This is a genomic window from Microbulbifer mixtoriginis (SeqCode) (assembly GCF_052466715.1).
The window spans coordinates 862296-880192 of the sequence record NZ_CP174288.1 but is presented as its reverse complement, the minus strand read 5'-3'; the positions used below and the strand labels follow the sequence as shown (position 1 = coordinate 880192).

Sequence of the window (17897 nt, the reverse complement as noted above, 5' to 3'; positions counted from 1 at the left end):
GTCAGTTAAACACAAGGTTTCCCGCCCGCATGGACAAAACATACCAGCCCAACGCCATCGAACAGCAGTGGTACAAAACCTGGGAGGAGAACGGCTACTTCAAGCCTTCCGGGGATACTGAGGCCAAGCCCTACAGCATTATGATTCCGCCGCCGAACGTCACCGGCAGCCTGCATATGGGCCACGGTTTCCAGGAGTCCATCATGGACGCCCTGATTCGCTACCACCGCATGCAGGGAGACAACACCCTGTGGCAAGTGGGCACCGACCATGCCGGTATCGCCACCCAGATGGTGGTAGAGCGCCTGCTGGGCGCCGAAGGCGTATCCCGCCACGACCTGGGCCGCGACAAGTTTATTGAGAAAGTCTGGGAGTGGAAGGAAGAGTCCGGCGGCACCATTACCCGCCAGCTGCGCCGCCTGGGCGCCAGCCCCGACTGGTCCCGCGAACGCTTCACCATGGACGACGGCTTCTACAAAGCGGTGCAGGAAGTCTTTATCAAACTCTATGAAGACGGCCTGATTTATCGCGGCAAGCGCCTGGTGAACTGGGACCCGAAATTCCACACTGCAATCTCCGACCTGGAAGTATTAAACGAAGAGAAGCAGGGCCACCTGTGGCACTTCCGCTACCCACTCTCCGATGGCTCCGGCCACTTGGTCGTTGCCACTACCCGCCCGGAAACCATGCTCGGCGATACCGCCGTAGCCGTACACCCGGAAGACGAGCGCTACCAGCAGCTGATTGGCAAAACCATCAAGCTGCCACTGACCGACCGCGAAATCCCGATTATTGCCGACGAATACGTCGATCGTGAATTCGGCACCGGCTGTGTAAAAATCACCCCAGCCCACGACTTCAACGACTACGAAATGGGCCAGCGCCACAACCTCGAGATGATCAACATCCTCGATGCCGACGCCCACCTGAACGACGCAGTGCCGGAAAAATACCGGGGCATGGAGCGCTTTGCCGCGCGCACCCAGATTGTCGATGACCTGGACGCCCTCGGCCTGCTGGAAAAAGTAGAGCCCCACACCCTCAAGGTACCTCACGGAGACCGCTCCGGCGCCGTCATCGAGCCCTGGCTCACCGATCAATGGTACGTAAAAACCCAGCCCCTGGCCGATGAAGCCATCGCCGCTGTTGAAGATGGCCGCGTTGAGTTCGTACCGAAAAACTACGAAAACATGTACTTCTCCTGGATGCGCGATATCCAGGACTGGTGTATCTCCCGCCAGCTGTGGTGGGGTCACCGCATCCCCGCCTGGTACGACAACGACGGCAAAGTCTACGTTGGCCGCAGCGAAGAGGAAGTCCGCGAGAAGCACAACCTGGGCGCCGATATCAGCCTGCGCCAGGACGACGACGTACTCGACACCTGGTTCTCCTCCGGCCTGTGGACCTTCGGCACCCTGGGCTGGCCAGAAGATACCGAAGAACTGAAAGCCTTCCACCCCAGCTCCGTACTGGTTACCGGCTTCGATATTATTTTCTTCTGGGTTGCACGCATGATGATGCTGACCCTCTACTTCAAAAAAGAAGTACCGTTTAACACCGTGTACGTGCACGGCCTGGTGCGCGACAACCACGGCCAGAAGATGTCCAAATCCAAGGGCAACGTAATCGATCCCATCGATTTGATCGACGGTATCGACCTGGAGACCCTGGTAGAGAAGCGTACCTCTGGTCTGATGCAACCGCACCTGCGCGAAAAGATCGAGAAGCAAACCCGCAAGGACTTCCCCGAAGGTTTCTCTGCTTTTGGTACCGATGCCCTGCGCTACACCTACTACTCACTGGCATCCACCGGCCGCGACATCAAGTTTGATGTGGGCCGTATCGAAGGCTTCCGCAATTTCTGTAACAAGATCTGGAATGCCTCCCGCTACGTGCTGCAAAACTGCGAAGGGCAGGACTGTGGCCAGGACAACAGTAGCGACTATGAACTGACCATCGCTGACCGCTGGATTATTTCCCAGTTACAGCGCACCGAAATTACCGTACGCGAAGCCATGGACACCTACCGCTTCGACCTCGCCTCCCAGGCCCTGTACGACTTTATCTGGAGCGAGTACTGCAGTTGGTACCTGGAACTGTCCAAACCGGTACTGTGGGACGACAACGCCTCCAACGCAGTGAAGAAAGGCACCCGCCGCACCCTGATCCGCGTACTGGAAACCATTTTGCGTCTGGCCCACCCGCTGATGCCGTTTATCACCGAAGAAATCTGGCAGCGTGTAAAAACCCTCGCCGGTGCCAACGGTGACACCATTATGCTGCAGCAGTACCCAGAGGCCGATAAAAGCAAGATCGACGAGGAAGCGGAAGCGGCTGTTGCCTGGTTGAAGCAGGTTATTGAAGGGGTGCGCAATATTCGCGGTGAAATGAACATTTCCCCAGCCAAGAAAATCCCACTGCTCCTGCGCGGCGGTTCCAACCGTGACAAAGAACTGCTGGAGCAAGCCCGCAGCCTGCTGATCAAACTGGCGAGCCTCGAAGAAATCACCTGGCTGGAAAGTGGAGAAGCTGCACCAGCCTCCGCCACCGCCCTGGTAGGCGATATGGAATTGCTGGTACCCATGGCCGGCCTGATCGACGTTAAAGCCGAAAGCGCTCGTCTACAAAAAGAGATTGATAAACTTTCCAAAGAACTCGCACGAGTTGAAGGCAAACTCAACAATCCCAAGTTTGTAGACAAAGCCCCCGAAGCCGTTGTTGCCAAGGAGAAGGATAAGCTTGCAGAAATGAAAGGTGCTCACGAGCGTCTGCAACAGCAGCTTGAAGAAATCAGCAACCTTTAATGGTTCTGGTAATCCGCTCCATTAAAAAGCGGATCTGATTTAAAAAAGGGGGGCTCTGCCCCCTTTTCTTTTTTTGATATAAATCAGGCAACCCCTTCTTGAACTAGTGCCTTTCGATTTTCTATCAACTTCAGAATCCGAGTATGTGCTCAAGGTACCTGCATCGTCCATGGGTTTGTCAGCTCCAAAATCAGCTTTACGAATAAGTATACACTTTAAAGGGCGCTAAAACGCTTCGAGCACCTCTCAATTTTTCAACCCTCCTAAGTACCTGATAAGAAATCAATATGATTTTCAATCGGTTCGACTGCTATTTTTTATAAAGATCCTGATAGATTGAAAGGTCTAGGGAGTTAGAGAAAGTCTATTCAGTGGGGATAGTGGGCAAAGTGATCATTTTTGTATTTGGGACAAGAGTTCAAGCTTGTGTGTGATTTATTAATTCCTCAAGGTTTTACGCATTTCTTCGCTAGATTGATTCCAGGATGATAATCATGATAATAGTGGTCAAATTGATTACCATATAAATATTATGTGAAGGAAAAAGTATGAGCTTCCTTGAAGACTCCTGGAAAGAACGAGAAGAAACAATATACAGGGGAATATTTGGTGATCTAGGGCCCGGAATTTATACTTTATCAAACGAAACCTTTGATCGCATGAATGCTAAGGCTGTTGATCCTCGCTGGTTAACGCATGGAGTTTTCAAGAGTCAGCCATCCGAAACAAGGAATACCTGGGCTTATGTTACATCTGGTATGTCCAACCCTTGGGAGACTGAGGAACCGGAAAAGTTTTCTGGATTGGGCGTAGAGTTTGTCATGGAAACAGACGAAGAGGCGGATTGGGCAATTGGAGTTTTACAAACCTTAATGGCTTATAATTTACTTCTCATTTCCGGTCAGATGGGCAATTTTCCGCCCCTTTATTATGGGCACCGTGTTCCCCTTGCACTTTCTACTTCCATAAAAACGATGATGTTTACTCACCCTGTGAATTTCCCAGAAAACTTTGCCATTAAATCTGGAGCAGTTAATCTTATTCAGGTTGTAGGTATCACACCATCAGAATTAGAGGCTGCAAAAGAAACATCATCTGATGAGATAAGACAAAAAATAATTAGTAACGCAGGTGGTTTGGTCACAAATAAGGAACGAGAAAGTGTGGCATAAATCATATAACGAGCTCAGTCATAAACGCCCATCCAGCTAGACTCGTCGCCGCGCTCCTCGCTTATACTGAGGGCATTAACTACACAAGGAGAGGTAATGAGCATTCGAGGAGTATTAACCCGGTTCACTTTAACTTATATAACACTGATTTTCATCATAGGGTTTACACTTAACTACTTTGGCATTGACAGTAATAGCGGTGTAAATATCGGAATATTATTAGGCACGATATTTTGGGTATGTTCTTCTTTTGCTAATAAGAATCGTCGCTATTTCAATAAAAGTGAAAAAACCAGGGTAGTGATTGGCCTCATCACAATTAACATGCTTATTCAAGCTATTTTCGGAGCTATCGCACTTTCCGAATCTGGCCATGAAGTAAGCGGCTCAGTTCTTTTGTTCTCAGTTGCGATTATCGGCGCTATTCATGCAGTCGCTATCTATTTCTTCGTAGGGTTTGCGAAAAAAACACTAATTAAGCAAGGCATCATAGAGAGTTAAGAAGACCAGCCAGAGGGACGCCAAAACCGCCGCTTCGCTTTGGTTTTGCCTTCCCTACTGGACACACCAACGCGCGCCGCTGCTTCGTGCGCTCCGTAATCTCAACCAACTCCATCCCCCAACACCCTCTCCTTTTGTAAACGTCTATAGATTTCCTCACGGTGAACGGGCAGAGATTTGGGAGCACGTATACCTATCTTTACCTGATTACCCTTAACTTCCAAAACCGTAATTGAGACGTTCGCTCCAATCCGTAAGTTTTCACCCGTCCGGCGCTTTAAGATCAACATATTTGCTTCCTATGAGTACTCAAACCATGCGTAGACCTCCCTTAATGGAAGGATTTGAAAGTAACTGTTAAGGAAGTGTTAGGTGGGGCGCGAGAACGATAGGCATAGAGGTAGAAAAGGCAGACGCAACGCTTCCAGAGCCAAGGGACATGCCCCAAACTGCTGAATGGACTCCACTTTATTGAAGACGAGCGGGTTTCTAGCGTATGATCCATATAGCCATTTTGATAGTGATGATATCAATTTGGTTAGCTGGCCCCAGGTGTTAGCGCACCTTGGGTCAGCGCCTTTTACTTACTCTTACGTCACGCTACCGTTCTCCTTTGAGGGAATGGTTCTTTTAGAAAATTCTTGGGTTTCTTGAAGCTCTTTGGTCATCGGCCTTTAGAAGGCTGCTTAATGACGACCCAAATACCGATAAATATCCACCGATTTTACGCAGCTTTGACACTAAAACAAACTGAATAAAATTCAATAAGATTATTTTTGTGCCTATATTTTTGATTACTCAGGCTTTGAAAATTTCGGTTGCGTATAAAAATGGCAGTTAAGACTGATACTCTTCACTGCCTTTCAACTAGGAACCCTGAAGCAATAGATCATCCATAACTGCCTCACACTGCTGCTTTTATATACATCCTGTTGCTTTTCCAATCTCTCCATTTCGAGGATCAAGAGCAGCTGCACATATCCACAGTAAAAAGAACGTTAACTTATTGATTTGAATGGTTTAAGCCTATGATCAAAAGCCGCAATATATCTACCAGAGCAATTTTCCACCAATGTTGGCTAGCATACTGATTCATTTGTTTTTCCTGGCTAGAGGGTTTTTCTACTCTTGGGATATATTAACTGATGATATAATGAGGCTGCTTTTGAGTTAACTGATAGGCAAGAAAGGGACAATGATGATCGAAGAGAAATTTGATGGTGACCATTGGGCGTGGAAGGCACTAGAAGATTTTGTTGCGTTTAAAGATATGTACGGATATGTAACCAATCAGTCTGCGATGGATTCGCACAAGGACTCAATGACCTATTTTACGATTGATCCTAACCTTCATCATCCTGATTCTGCTTCAGACTTAAGGAATCATGCTGAAAAAAGCTTAAAAAGCTCTCTTAATCACTTTGCGGCCCAAACACTTGTCAGCTTGTGCACTACTTACGAAGTAGCCTTGAAGCAGTTTTTCAAGTGTCTTTTTATAAAGCACCCAAATTATATGCACGACTACGTTGGTAGTAAGGATGGAAGGGGAACAGTACAGCTTAAGGAATTGGTGGATTCTGGTGATTATATGGGTTTTATATCAAGCCTTGCCGAGAAAGCTTCTTCAGTAGCATCAAAAGGAAAATACAAAGAATCATTAAAAAGAGCTGTAAGCATTTGCAAGTATAATCAGGCTGAAACTATTTTCGATGGCATTAAGGAAATGCAGGAGATCAGAAATAGGATAGTCCATGAAAAATATCTGCCCTCACTGGATATTGATGACCTTCAAAGATTCCACTCTGTATTGAGCTCCGTTATTGAAAGTTTATGTCACATGGGGATTAAAAAAGGACTTCCAGGAAGGTATACATACGTCAAGCCTGGAACTACCTTTGAACTAAAGAGTTTCGCAACTGTAACTGTGGACAATGCTTAACAACACGTATGTTGTCAGACTGGTTTTCACCTGCGCTTCAATCTAGCCGCAAATGCGGGAGTTATGTTTTCAATACTTATATCATAGGAAGTCAAGTGACTATTACAAGCAAATCAATTAAGTTGCTATGGTCAAATTCAGCTGGAATTTGCTCTTTTAGGAGGTGTTCAGAGAAATTGTCAGTTGAAGATGCGGGGGGAGCAGCACCTTATACACTAGGTGAAATGGCACATATAAAGGGAAATAAAGCGGGTTCAAGCCGTTACGATCCATCGCAGCCAGATATTGAGCGTGATAGTTATGAGAATCTAATTTTATTGTGCCCAAATCATCATACATTAATAGACAAAGCAGAAAACGAGTTTGAATTTACAGTAGATCTTCTTCACGAAATGAAGGCTGAGCACGAAAGATATATTTCAAACAGGCTTTCACAGGAAAAGTTTGAAAATGTCGAGCAATTAAAAAACAGGTTATCAATCTATCTATCTGAAAATCGACAAGCATGGGAACAATATGGGCCCTTATCAGATAATGCTCAGAGGAACCCAAACAACGATCAGGTTTATGCTCTATGGATATCAGCTCGCCTTTCAACGATTATTCCTAACAATCGTGAAATTGCAAAAGTTCTTCAGGAAAATCGAACTCTTTTCTCAAAGTTAGAGCAAAGGGTTGTTAGTAAATTTATAACTCACGTAGAAAGTTATGAAAAATGGGTTAATGATGAGATCCCATATCAGGCAGTTCTGCGCTTTCCTTCGGATTTTGATGAATTGATTTTTGGAAATTGAGATGACAGCACACAACGAAGAATTCCCTTGGATGAGTTATTACCGGAATTACAAGTTCTTTGAGCAGCGAATGCATGAGCACAGTAAAGTAGATTCTTTAGAAAATATCGAGCCTGGCTTGTATAGTATTAGCTTGCACAGTGGAAGTGTGTTAAGAGTATTTATTTGCGAATGTTATTCATTTGATGTGGCTGAATATATTGAGGCTTGTGAAAATTATGGTTCGCTGGATGCTGTCGTAATAAGCTCAAACTGGTGTGACTACTCCTTAGATGTTAAACGATACTGTATGTCTGAAAATGTGGGTATTTTCGATATTTCAGGGTTTATGGCTGCAATAAATAGAAAAAAGTATTGGACATATATGACGCAGCATGAAAGAGATCACTTTCAAGAGAATGGATGGCTCTAAATTTGAGAACTACTTTATATGGCTTTGGCTCCTATTTCAACGACTCACAAAGCTACAATGACATAGACCTGCTAATCGTACATGATTCAATTGATCGCAAATCTTGCCTTAATGCTATTTCATTAAAAAAGCACATAGCACAAGAGATTAGATTTGCAGATATATCGATTTTATCGAAATCAGCAGAGCTAGAGTTTGATTTTATTATGAAGTCAAAAGCAACATTTATATTTGAGTTTGAAGGTGAGTATAGGAAGTCAATGTTTAGTGAAATATCAAAGGCTGTCCTTTTTTTCAAAAACATAAATCGGGTATCCGGTACTTTCTAACTGCGCCCCCCCATAGCACCTATTATTTGGATCCGCAATGGGCGGTTACCTATCGGTAATAAACTTCTATCCACCGATAGTGCCGAGAAGCTCTTTATTTGAGCTGAGTGTCATGGCAGTGTGCCACCTCAACTTTATCCAACTGGAAACATATCGGTAGGCTAGCTCTGCCCCTTAACTCGTGGATTTAGGTTCAGGCCTTCACCATGCCCAAGGTATTCATCTTGGCATTTGGCTACTATATCGTCGGCTGACTTCTATTTAATCACCTTGATCATTGCTGACCGAAGCGCTGCTGTGTTTCACCGCTGTTTCTCACCCCCGTAATGGTGGCTAGCGGATTGAGCCTACTAATGAGCCAGCGGTCACGCTGACAGCTTCACAGCAGCAAGCTAAACAAATCTCCCCAAATAAGAACGTGGACTTTCACTACACAACTGCATCATTTACTCTACCCGTTAGATCACCCGGCTTCGGTGCCCTTGGCCACCTCCCCTCCTGGCTAAGCCTTATAGAATATTCCTGTTCGTCAGCTCGTAGTTTTGCCAGCGGCTTCCTCCCCACAAGACCTCACGGTCTTGCAGTTGCCATTCGCTAGTAGTTAGCATTTAATGGAATCCATTAAATGGTGATCCTTCCTGGGACTTTTAGCCCACGCCCGTACTGGGGGTACCAAGGGCCTGCAATTTGACCTCCGGCCACTGTCACCTTTTTTGCAAAAAAAACTGCACAATAGGTGCCAATAGCCTCCGACAGTTGAAGGGCCGCTAGCGAATATCACAAGGAAGAAACATGTTAGCAACACATCAGGATGCCGAAAGGCGATATGAATCATTTAGAGAAATGGCTAGAGACGCCATATTGAAAGAGCTTCACTATACCGATAGAAACAACATTCGTCTCAGTAACATTTGTCAAAAGGCCCTAATGCAGGCAAAGCTATGGGATGAAGACCCTAATAGGCGAGTTGATTGGCCTTGGGATAGCGGCTATCAGGATTATTCATATAGAAATCCCAAGCGATTTGAACTGGCCACCTGGTATGGAAATACCCTTGCAGGCCTAAGCTTAGGTAGACCTAGCTACGCAGGCACACGACTTCGCCTAGAATTTATCGAATCTAGGCCGTCTTCATGTCCTCTTAGAGGGCGGATTGTTCCTATAACCATCTCAGTTGCCGAGCTGTATGCAAATGTTATTGGAGCTGATGAATTACGCATAATTGACCCAATTGATGAAAAATTGATCGAATACTATTCGTCATTCGGATATACATACAGCAAAGCTGCTAGTGAAAAGAATCACAAGCACTATCTTGTGAAGGCCATCTCATGAGCAAGAACGAAAGAAAAAAACCATTAACTCCTGAAGAGCTTAGAAAGAGAGCTAAGAAGATTCTTCAAGATAACCCAACATACATAAATGATGAACCATCGGTTGTCGGATCACCAGAGACACTAACTGAAGAGATTGAGGATGATGATGAACCAACAAACGACAAAAAGTGATAAAGAGGCTAAATCGGAAGAAGAAGCAAAAAGAAAGATCGCCCAAAAACTGCATTCTTTACCGATTAAATCAAAACCGCAGGGCCCACCCCAGCGCTAAATCGGATAGCCGGTAGTTTCTAGCTACCGGCCCCCACACCACCCATCGTACGGGTCCGCAATGGGCGGTTCCCTATCCGTAATGAATCCCTACCCAACGAAAGTCTCGAGCAAGTCTTCATTTGAGTTGAGTATCATGGCAGTGAGCTACTTCTGAGTCAGCAGCAACGCCGACAACTTCACAGCAGAAAGCTAAACAGATCTCCCCAGATAAGAACGTCAACTTTCACTACACAGCTCCATCATTGACTCTACCCGTTAGAGCACCCGGTTTGACCTTATAGGATGTTTCGGTCCGTCAGTTCATAGCTTTACTAGCCGCTTCCTCCCCACAAGACCTCGTGGTATTGCAGTTGCCATTCGCCAGTAGTTAGCATTTAATGGAATCCATTAAATGGTGATCCTCCTACAGGGGACTTTCACCCCATTAGTTCACGCCCATGTTGGGCTCATCAAGTAAAGGCACCCGATGTCAAAACCGCTGCTTCGCTCTGGTTTTGCCACAGGTGCTTTAGGCGTTAGAGGTAAGGAGTTTCAAATGAGGGCCATTTTATTAATAACCGTTCTTTTTCTTGGTGCTTGCGAAGTATCCACTTCAAAGAATTATACTATTCAAGTTGAGGGAGGCCAGAATCATGAGGAGAACCTCAAGGCCGCCCCTGTCATAGCAAACCTTGTCTGGAATGGCAATTTACATCATCAAATTCAAAAAGAAGTTGTAGAGCTCCAAGATCAAGATTTAAGTAATCTTTTAGGTCTTCGCTACAAAAATGTGTCTTTTAGTTCTGGTGAAAAAGGCGTTTTTATTCAATGCATATTTAAATCTTCATTAAATGACGAGGTGGGCGATAAAGTAATTGAGATTTGTAGAAAAGAAGTGGAAGCTCAAATTGCTGACCACTTCACTTCCAATAAGTCAAATCATTCGGACGCCACTGTCGCGACGCCCGGTGTTTGAGACGTTATGACTTGACCAATGATACAATTTATTAAAACCAAAGACTTAGATAAATCTGCAAAACTTACTCTTGCCAACATGCAGGAGTACTATGACATGTATGGCGTTGACTGGACTTTATCAGATGTACGCAGTGCAATTGAAAATCTTGAGAATTATGATGTAGTGAATGATGATGGAGTTTTTGGGATTGTTAGACTCTCATTTGAAAACAATCGCTGTCAACTACGAGATATTCAAGTTGTATCTAATCAACAAAACAAAGGGTTAGGCACTTTAGTTATCTCTAAGGTAACCGAGCTTGCGAGGCAAAAACAACTAGGGTTCATTGATCTACGAGTATTTAAACGTAGTCCAGCATATAGACTTTATGGTCGCCTAGGGTTTGTCATAGAAAACGAAGATGATAAATTTTACCAAATGACGCTTACAGTCATATAAATCGGGTAGCCGGTGGTTTCTAGCCACCGGCCCCCACACCCACCATCGTGCGGGTCTGCAATGGGCAGTTCCTATCCGTAATCTCTGCCCAACGATAGTGTCGAGCAGCGCTTCACTTGAGTTGAGTGTCATGGCAGTGCGCTACTTCTGAGTCACCGATCACTCTGACAGCTCCACAGCAGCAGGCTAAACAGATTTCCCCTGATAAGAACGTGAACAGTCACTACACAATTGCATCATTGACTCTCCCCGTTAGATCACCCAGCTTCGGTGTCCTTGGCCACCTTGCCTCCAGGCCATATAAGATGCTTCTGTTCGCCAGCTCGTAGTTTTGCTAACGAATTCCTCCCCACAAGACCCAACGGTATTGCAGTTGCCATTCGCTGGTAGTTAGCATTTAATGGCGCCCATTAAACGGTGATCTTCCTACAGGGGACTTTCACCCCATTAGTTCACGTCCATGCTGGGTGTGCCAAATTTAGGCAAGTGGACAAATTACTACGCCTTAGATTTCGTAATTTGCCGTTGCTAAAGGCGTTATGTGGGGCTAAGTCGGGGCTTATTGAGAGATGTGGCGTAATTGACATTAGCTTAAAGAATCATCCTGACACTCATTGTAGTGCTACGACAAATTTACCAGACACAATAAGTTGTTTTTATGCAGCCTTTTAATACTCAATTTACCTTATCTAGAGAATACCTTGCCGAATGCTATGATCAGTCTCTACCCCATGGGAGAAATGTCAAGCCCAATTATCTTCTTCCTACATTATTATTATCTTCTGGGGCGGGATTACTGTTATTTACTGAGCAACCTAAGATCGCAAGTTGCACGTTAATTGCATTAGGCGTGCTGGAACTGATTCACATTCGATATCGAAGAGCTTGGTGGTTAGCACGGCAGATGCTTGGGAAAAGTGCCGGTAGTGAAGTGAAATTAACCATAGATAAGGATGGAATCCAGACACAGAATCCTTATACGATAACAGCTCTGTTGTGGACAGATATCGAGCGTATTATTGAAACCGATTTAGGGCTTATTTTGGTGGCTAAATCCGGGGGGCAGCAGTACTTGTCTAAATCGTTATTACCTGCTGAATTAATTAATGAGATAGTTGCCAAGATTAAGGGTAAACATTGATTTCAATAAAAATTAAAATTGTGCCTACAATGCAGCTTATACAATACATAAATCGGGTAACCGGTAGTTTCTAGCTACCGGCCCCCACACCACCCATCGTACGGGTCCGCAATGGGCGGTTCCCTATCCGTATTGAATCTCTACCCAACGATAGTGTCGAGCAGCTCTTCATTTGAGTAGAGTATCATGGCAGTACGCTACTTCTGAGTCAGCGGCCAGACTGGCAGCTGCACCATTGACTCTACCCTTAGACCACCCCCCCCTGGCTAAGCCTTACAGGATGTTTCTATTCGTCAGCTCGTAGTTTTGCCAGTAGCTCCCTCCCCCACAAGACTTCCTGGTGTTGCAGTTGCCATTCGCCAGTAGTTAACATTTAATGGCGACCATTAAATGGTGATTTCCCTATAGGGGACTTTCACCCCATTAGTTCACGCCCATGCTCGCGGCATTATGCGTCATTAAACATAGGGTATTGATTGAAGAATGAATAAAGAACAACCAAATAATCCGCTACATGGTATTACTCTTGAGAAAGTTGTTACACGATTGCAGGAGCATTATGGCTGGGATGGTTTGGCAGATAGGATTAATATCAATTGCTTTAAGAGCGACCCATCAATTAAGTCTTCGCTCAAGTTTTTACGCAAAACCCAGTGGGCGCGAGATAAAGTCGAGAATCTGTATATCTCAACTTTTGAAAATAAATCTCCGTGGGGTAATCGTAAATAAGCACTATTGGGTAACCACATAGATGTCGCTGTGATTAGGCCGGGACAGGCGCATAAATCGGATAGCCGGTAGTTTCTAGCTACCGGCCCCCACACCACCCGTCGTGCCAGTCCGCAATGGCCGGTTTCCTATCCGTTGAATCCCTACCCAACGATAGTATCGAGCAGCTCTTCATTTGAGTAGAGTATCATGGCAGTGCGCTACTTCTGAGTCAGCGGCCACGCAGACAACTTTACTGCAGCAAGCTAAACCTATCTCCCCAGATAAGAACGTTAACTTTCACTATCCAACTACACCATTTACTCTACCCGGTAGACCACATGGCTTCGGTGTCCCTGGGCACCGCGCCTCCAGGCTTATAGGATTTTTCTTTTCATCAATTCGTATTTTACTAGCGGCTTCCTCCCCACAAAACCTCGCGGTGCTGCAGTTGCCATCCGCTAGTAGTTAGCATTTAATGGACCTATTAAACGGTGATCTTCCTACAGGGGACTTTCACTCCATTAGGCTACGCCCATGCTGGGCATACCAAGTAAAGACAGCATCGCCCCTTCGGGGCTGGACCTCGCTACGCTCGGCTACTGTTCGCGGCGTTAGATTTTCTACTCATCGGAGATAGGGAATGTCAACGAAAGAAATCTCAAACTATTATGACTCAACAGAACATAGTGATACTCGTGAAGATTTAATTTTTGCTCTTAGCAAAGTAAAAGGAAAAGGGGTTGCTGTTGATTGTGGCTGTGGAGCAGGATCAGATATAGCTTATTTGCGCAGTAATAATTTCACGGTTCATGCCTTTGATATCGAGAATGAATCTATATCTAGATGTCGTAAACGATTCAAAGATGATGAGCAGGTTATTCTATCAAGGGATAGCTTTAATACTTTCCATTATCCTGAGTCCTCGCTGGTAGTTGCTGATGCCAGTCTTTTCTTTTGCCCTGAAAAAGATTTTGAGTCAGTTTGGTTGAAAATAACTAACTCTTTGACAGAGGGTGGAATATTTTGCGGTTCATTCCTGGGGCCGAAAGACACAATGGCTGGGCCTGAGTATGATAAGGAAGCATTTTGGAGTGATACTCTAATTATGAATGAATCGAAGATTAAAAAACACCTTAGTAACTTTGAGCTATTAAAGTGGAATGAACATGACTTTTTAGGAGAAACTGCAGATGGTACACCGCACCATTGGCATATATTCTCCATCGTAGCGAGAAAAAAATCTAAACTGGGTAACCGGTAGTTTCTAGCTACTGGCCCCCACACCACCCATCATGCATGTCCGCAATGGGCGGTTCCCTATCCGTAGTAAATCTCTACCCAACGATACTGTCGAGCAGCTCTTCAATCGAGTTGAATGTCATGGCAGTGCGCTACCTCAACCATATCTAACTGGAAACATATCGGTGGTCTAGCCCTGCCTTGTAGCTTATGGATTTTAGGTTCAGTGTAGTGATCTAATCCATCCAGACACTTCGAGAAGATGGTAAAACTACCGAGCAAGGTGAAGTATGAAAACAAAAGGTACACGTCGGCATTTCAATCCGGCATTTAAGAAAGACGTAAAAACTCTTATCTCTGAACAAGGAGATTCGATTTCTAAGGTATCAGAGGCTGCAGGAACAACTGCCAATAACCTGCGACGCTGGATAAAGGGCCTGAAGCGAGAGTGGTTAATGGGAAATCTCTATCCGACAAGGGAGGAGGCGATAGCAGATGTAAGAGCCTATATTACTTTTTTACAACTCACGCAGAATACATACATTACTGGTGGACCTAGCCTCTATCGAATTTGAGAAATGTGCTTAGAGAAGCGTTCGGTTGGAATTGAGCACAACAGACTGGGGTGGAAGGACTGAAATAGGCGTTTAAATTTACTAACGGTGGTTAGAGTCTGGCAATCTGGCTTATGTGCGCCACGCCCCTGAGCTATTTTTTTAAAGAGGCTAGGCTACCGTAGATTATTGAATTGCAAATAAATATATCTGATTGCCAGTTTATAGGAAATCTATAATCTAAGGTAGCTAATAGATTCGCTTTGGGGCTTAAAGAGTTTTTAATAGAAAGATAGATAGTGAACCACTGGTCCCCTGGTCAACTATTACATGAAATCAGGTCTCTTAACTCATGAGTAAAGATACAAGATTTTTTTATAGTGTTTTTTCAAAATACGCTGATCTTTCCAAGGAGCAGTGGAAGCTGGCGCTATGTAATGTAACGACAATGTATACAGCGGATAAGATTAAAATGTTCCCTGTCTCTGAAAGAAAGGGAAGAAGCGAAATTGTAGCTTCAGCGAAAGAATTTGCTGTAAAGCAGTATGCAAAGTACGAGGATTACAGCAAGATAATTAAAGCTAATAGGCGCGGAGGCTGGGTATGTTGATCGTGGCCAGCACCATGATTGCCTTCTCGGTCTTCGTCCTCCCTTTGACGGGGGAAACGGCCACCACATCAGACACGACACCCGCGGCGCTTCCGCCGCTGCAGAACACCCCACTCCCCGATCGGGTTAAGCTGGGATTCCTTCTTTACAACGACCTGAACATCTCGGCCAGGCGTAACACCGGCTGCGTCACCTGTCACGCGCACTCGGCCGGTTTCGCCGATCCACGCAGCGCCGCCGATCCCGTAAACATGCCGGTCTCCCCCGGGTCCGAGCCCGGGAAATTTGGCACGCGCAACGCCCAGACCGCCGCTTACGCGACGTTTAGCCCCCCATTCCACTGGGATGAGCAGAACCAGACCTATGTCGGCGGGCAGTTCTGGGATGGCCGGGCCAACTCGCTGAAAGACCAAGCAATCGGACCGCCACTCAACCCACTGGAGATGGCCATGCCGAACAAAGAGGCGGTCCTCGCGCGCCTCGCGGAGAATCCGGTCTATCTCGAGGCCTTCCGGCGGCTCTACGGCGTAGACCTCAAGTGGCCACAGGTCGAGATGGTCTACCCCAAGTTCGGCGCCGCAATCGGGTCCTTCGAGCCCACTGACGAGTTCGCCGAGTTCAACTCCAAGTACGACTACTACGTTGCAGGCAAGATCGACCTGACCCCGCAGGAACAGTTGGGACTCCAACTGTTCAACGGCAAAGCAAAATGCAGCAACTGCCATAGTAGCAAGCCGCCGGCGAACTACCCGCACGCCCTGTTCACCGACTTCACCTACGATAACCTGGGACTCCCTGTGAACCCGCGAATCGCCGGCCTGCACGGCGTCGACAGCCTGCCACTCGACTTGGGCCTGGGCGGTCGGCCAGAGATCGCCGCCAAGCACCCCGACGGATCGCAGAATGGTAAATTCAAGGTCCCCACTCTCCGCAACATTGAGATCACCCCACCCTACGGGCACAACGGCGTGTTCGCCACGCTCGAGCAAATCGTCCATTTCTACAACACCCGTGATACGCTCGGTGAAGTGCCCGACGCAACCGACCCGAACTTCGGAATCACCGGCTGGCCTAAACCCGAAGTCCCTAAGAACGTCAACCGGGCCGAGCTGGGCAACCTCGGGCTGACAGACGAAGAGGAAGCCGCGGTCGTGGCGTTCCTGAAGACGTTGACCGACGACGCGTTCGACGAAAAGGACCTCGAACACCCCGAAGGCGAGGCGCCGCTGCGCCGCTGACGATAATCAAATTGTCGAGCATGTTTGGATGTCTGGAGTCCATTCAATATCACTGAATCCTATTCAGGTAGTAGACTTTCGGACATCTCGCTCAGCTGGATGGTAGCCCGTGTCACTAAACATCCCGACCTCATTCTCGATGAAAAATGCCTCCCATACCCAGATAGCTTTGAATCCAACATCAGGGACTGGTTACGAGAGTCAATCAACCTTGAATCTGACTTCTAGACTTTATCCCTATCAACGCCTGATGAATTAGAAACTACCGGATAGTAGGGATATCGGGGAGAGGTTTCGACGCAAGTTCGAGAGCACTGATCGACGCAACTTGCTGCCTGCGGGTTTCAAAACAATCGGGGATTACTTGGCTTTTAGTATCGTTCACCTTGAGCTTAAGCTTGCGCTCAACAAAGCGTTTAATACTCGCCATAACCCGTCCACCCGCGCGTTTAGAGGAAACTACAATCACAAAATCGTCCACATAGCGGATAAAATTATATCAACGTTTTTCCAGTTCTTTGTCTAGTAGGTCGAGTACAATATTGGAGAGCAGCGGCGATAAAGGGCCACCTTGTGGCGCCCCCTCATGACAGGCTTTCCAATATCCATCTTCTACACATCCTGCGCGCAAGTAGCTTGCGATCAAGGAAATCATGATTTACTCGATCAAAAAATTTAGATAAATCGACATCCTCCGCTATTCGTTTCCCTTCCTCGATATATTTTCTAAGCTTGCTCACTGCATGATACTGTGATCGCTTTGGACGGAAGCCATAGCTAAACTCCGAAAAAGTTTTATCGAAGATTGGGTGGATAACTTGGGCAACAGCTTGCTGAATAACACGATCAAAGATTGTAGGTATCCCAAGACCTCGCTGACCACCATCTGGCTAGCGAATGTAGACTCGCCTAACGGGAAGCGGTTGATAATGGCCTTGCCGAATAATTTCAACAATGCATCGCCAATTACCTTGAAGTGCTGAACAAACTCATCGATGGTAATCCCATCAATGCCTGCGGCACCTTTATTGCCGGATGGCAACATATCGGTAGGCTGCCCTGTCTTTTAACCCTGGAGTTTGGTTGAGGCCTTCACCGTGTCCAAGGTATTAATCTTGGCATTTGGCTACTAGGCCGTCGGCTGAGTTCCGTTAAATCACCCTGGTCATTTCTGACCGAGGCGCTGGCTATGTTCCACCATTTTTTCTACTCCACGATAGTGGTGGACCTACTTATGAGTCAGCGCCCACGCTGACAGCTAAACAGATCTCCCTAGATAAGAACGTGAACTTTCACTGCACAGCTGCATCATTGACTTTACCTGTTAGATCACCCAGCTAAACCTTATTGAATGTTTCTGTTCGTAAGCTCGAAGTTTTGCTGACGGCTGTCTCCCCAAAAGACCTCGTGGTATTGCAGTTGCCATTCGCTAGTAGTTAGCATTTAA

The 17897-nt window shown here is 46.2% G+C and carries 22 protein-coding genes; 17 read left to right on the top strand and 5 right to left on the bottom strand.

Going from position 1 to position 17897, the window contains the following annotated elements; translation table 11 throughout:
- Positions 1-29 precede the first annotated feature (29 nt).
- From ACJJH9_RS03890 to ACJJH9_RS03880, 3 genes are all read left to right on the top strand, one after another.
- Positions 30-2804 carry a valine--tRNA ligase gene (locus tag ACJJH9_RS03890; protein WP_444924381.1) on the top strand — a complete coding sequence of 925 codons (2775 nt, stop codon included), beginning with the start codon at positions 30-32 and terminating at the stop codon, positions 2802-2804.
- A 548-nt stretch (positions 2805-3352) separates the two neighbouring features.
- Entirely contained in the window at positions 3353-3976 is a 624-nt protein-coding gene (locus tag ACJJH9_RS03885) for a suppressor of fused domain protein (RefSeq protein WP_444924380.1), read from the top strand.
- 96 nt (positions 3977-4072) lie between these two features.
- On the top strand, positions 4073-4477 hold the full coding sequence (locus ACJJH9_RS03880) for an ABZJ_00895 family protein (protein WP_444924379.1): 405 nt from the start codon (positions 4073-4075) through the stop codon (positions 4475-4477).
- A gap of 101 nt (positions 4478-4578) precedes the next feature.
- Here the strand turns inward: ACJJH9_RS03880 and csrA are convergent, their stop codons facing one another.
- A complete protein-coding gene (gene csrA / locus ACJJH9_RS03875; protein ID WP_444908923.1) occupies positions 4579-4767 on the bottom strand; it encodes a carbon storage regulator CsrA in 189 nt (62 codons plus the stop codon).
- Between the two features lie 905 nt (positions 4768-5672).
- Between csrA and ACJJH9_RS03870 the strand changes: the two genes are divergently transcribed.
- From ACJJH9_RS03870 to ACJJH9_RS03805, 14 genes are all read left to right on the top strand, one after another.
- Positions 5673-6416, top strand: coding sequence for a hypothetical protein (locus ACJJH9_RS03870; protein ID WP_444924378.1), 744 nt, complete (start codon positions 5673-5675; stop codon positions 6414-6416).
- 176 nt (positions 6417-6592) lie between these two features.
- Positions 6593-7210 carry an HNH endonuclease signature motif containing protein gene (locus tag ACJJH9_RS03865; RefSeq protein WP_444924377.1) on the top strand — a complete coding sequence of 206 codons (618 nt, stop codon included), beginning with the start codon at positions 6593-6595 and terminating at the stop codon, positions 7208-7210.
- A 1-nt stretch (position 7211) separates the two neighbouring features.
- Positions 7212-7622 (top strand): hypothetical protein, encoded by a 411-nt coding sequence (locus ACJJH9_RS03860; RefSeq protein ID WP_444924376.1) that lies wholly within the window; start codon positions 7212-7214, stop codon positions 7620-7622.
- Entirely contained in the window at positions 7613-7951 is a 339-nt protein-coding gene (locus ACJJH9_RS03855) for a hypothetical protein (RefSeq protein WP_444924375.1), read from the top strand. The genes ACJJH9_RS03860 and ACJJH9_RS03855 overlap by 10 nt, the downstream gene beginning before the upstream one ends.
- A 792-nt stretch (positions 7952-8743) precedes the next feature.
- Positions 8744-9286 (top strand): hypothetical protein, encoded by a 543-nt coding sequence (locus ACJJH9_RS03850; protein WP_444924374.1) that lies wholly within the window; start codon positions 8744-8746, stop codon positions 9284-9286.
- Positions 9283-9459 (top strand): hypothetical protein, encoded by a 177-nt coding sequence (locus ACJJH9_RS03845; protein WP_282933997.1) that lies wholly within the window; start codon positions 9283-9285, stop codon positions 9457-9459. Before ACJJH9_RS03850 ends, ACJJH9_RS03845 begins: the two co-directional genes overlap by 4 nt.
- Before the next feature lie 568 nt (positions 9460-10027).
- The gene (locus ACJJH9_RS03840; RefSeq protein ID WP_444924373.1) at positions 10028-10516 is read left to right on the top strand and encodes a hypothetical protein; all 489 of its coding nucleotides are present in this window, start codon (positions 10028-10030) and stop codon (positions 10514-10516) included.
- 18 nt (positions 10517-10534) lie between these two features.
- On the top strand, positions 10535-10957 hold the full coding sequence (locus tag ACJJH9_RS03835; protein WP_444924372.1) for a GNAT family N-acetyltransferase: 423 nt from the start codon (positions 10535-10537) through the stop codon (positions 10955-10957).
- A 658-nt stretch (positions 10958-11615) separates the two neighbouring features.
- A complete protein-coding gene (locus tag ACJJH9_RS03830; RefSeq protein WP_444924371.1) occupies positions 11616-12098 on the top strand; it encodes a YcxB family protein in 483 nt (160 codons plus the stop codon).
- Between the two features lie 483 nt (positions 12099-12581).
- On the top strand, positions 12582-12827 hold the full coding sequence (locus tag ACJJH9_RS03825) for a VF530 family protein (protein ID WP_444924370.1): 246 nt from the start codon (positions 12582-12584) through the stop codon (positions 12825-12827).
- Between the two features lie 622 nt (positions 12828-13449).
- Positions 13450-14070: a class I SAM-dependent methyltransferase gene (locus ACJJH9_RS03820; protein ID WP_444924369.1), complete on the top strand. Its 621-nt coding sequence runs from the start codon at positions 13450-13452 to the stop codon at positions 14068-14070.
- Positions 14071-14338: 268 nt separating this feature from the next.
- Positions 14339-14623, top strand: coding sequence for a transposase (locus ACJJH9_RS03815; RefSeq protein ID WP_444924368.1), 285 nt, complete (start codon positions 14339-14341; stop codon positions 14621-14623).
- A gap of 331 nt (positions 14624-14954) precedes the next feature.
- Complete coding sequence (locus ACJJH9_RS03810) at positions 14955-15212, top strand: hypothetical protein (protein ID WP_444924367.1); 258 nt, start codon at positions 14955-14957, stop codon at positions 15210-15212.
- Positions 15206-16450, top strand: coding sequence for a cytochrome-c peroxidase (locus ACJJH9_RS03805; protein WP_444924366.1), 1245 nt, complete (start codon positions 15206-15208; stop codon positions 16448-16450). The genes ACJJH9_RS03810 and ACJJH9_RS03805 overlap by 7 nt, the downstream gene beginning before the upstream one ends.
- Positions 16451-16712: 262 nt before the next feature.
- On the opposite strand, the gene ACJJH9_RS03800 is transcribed toward ACJJH9_RS03805, so the two are convergent.
- From ACJJH9_RS03800 to ACJJH9_RS03785, 4 genes are read right to left on the bottom strand one after another with little or no spacing between them, the layout of a single operon-like run.
- The gene (locus ACJJH9_RS03800) at positions 16713-16919 is read right to left on the bottom strand and encodes a hypothetical protein (protein ID WP_444924365.1); all 207 of its coding nucleotides are present in this window, start codon (positions 16917-16919) and stop codon (positions 16713-16715) included.
- Positions 16920-16949: 30 nt separating this feature from the next.
- The gene (locus ACJJH9_RS03795; protein WP_444924364.1) at positions 16950-17105 is read right to left on the bottom strand and encodes a hypothetical protein; all 156 of its coding nucleotides are present in this window, start codon (positions 17103-17105) and stop codon (positions 16950-16952) included.
- A complete protein-coding gene (locus ACJJH9_RS03790) occupies positions 17035-17289 on the bottom strand; it encodes a reverse transcriptase domain-containing protein (protein WP_444925204.1) in 255 nt (84 codons plus the stop codon). Before ACJJH9_RS03790 ends, ACJJH9_RS03795 begins: the two co-directional genes overlap by 71 nt.
- Positions 17187-17495, bottom strand: a complete 309-nt coding sequence (locus tag ACJJH9_RS03785) for a hypothetical protein (protein ID WP_444924363.1) — start codon at positions 17493-17495, stop codon at positions 17187-17189. Before ACJJH9_RS03785 ends, ACJJH9_RS03790 begins: the two co-directional genes overlap by 103 nt.
- Positions 17496-17897 lie beyond the last annotated feature (402 nt).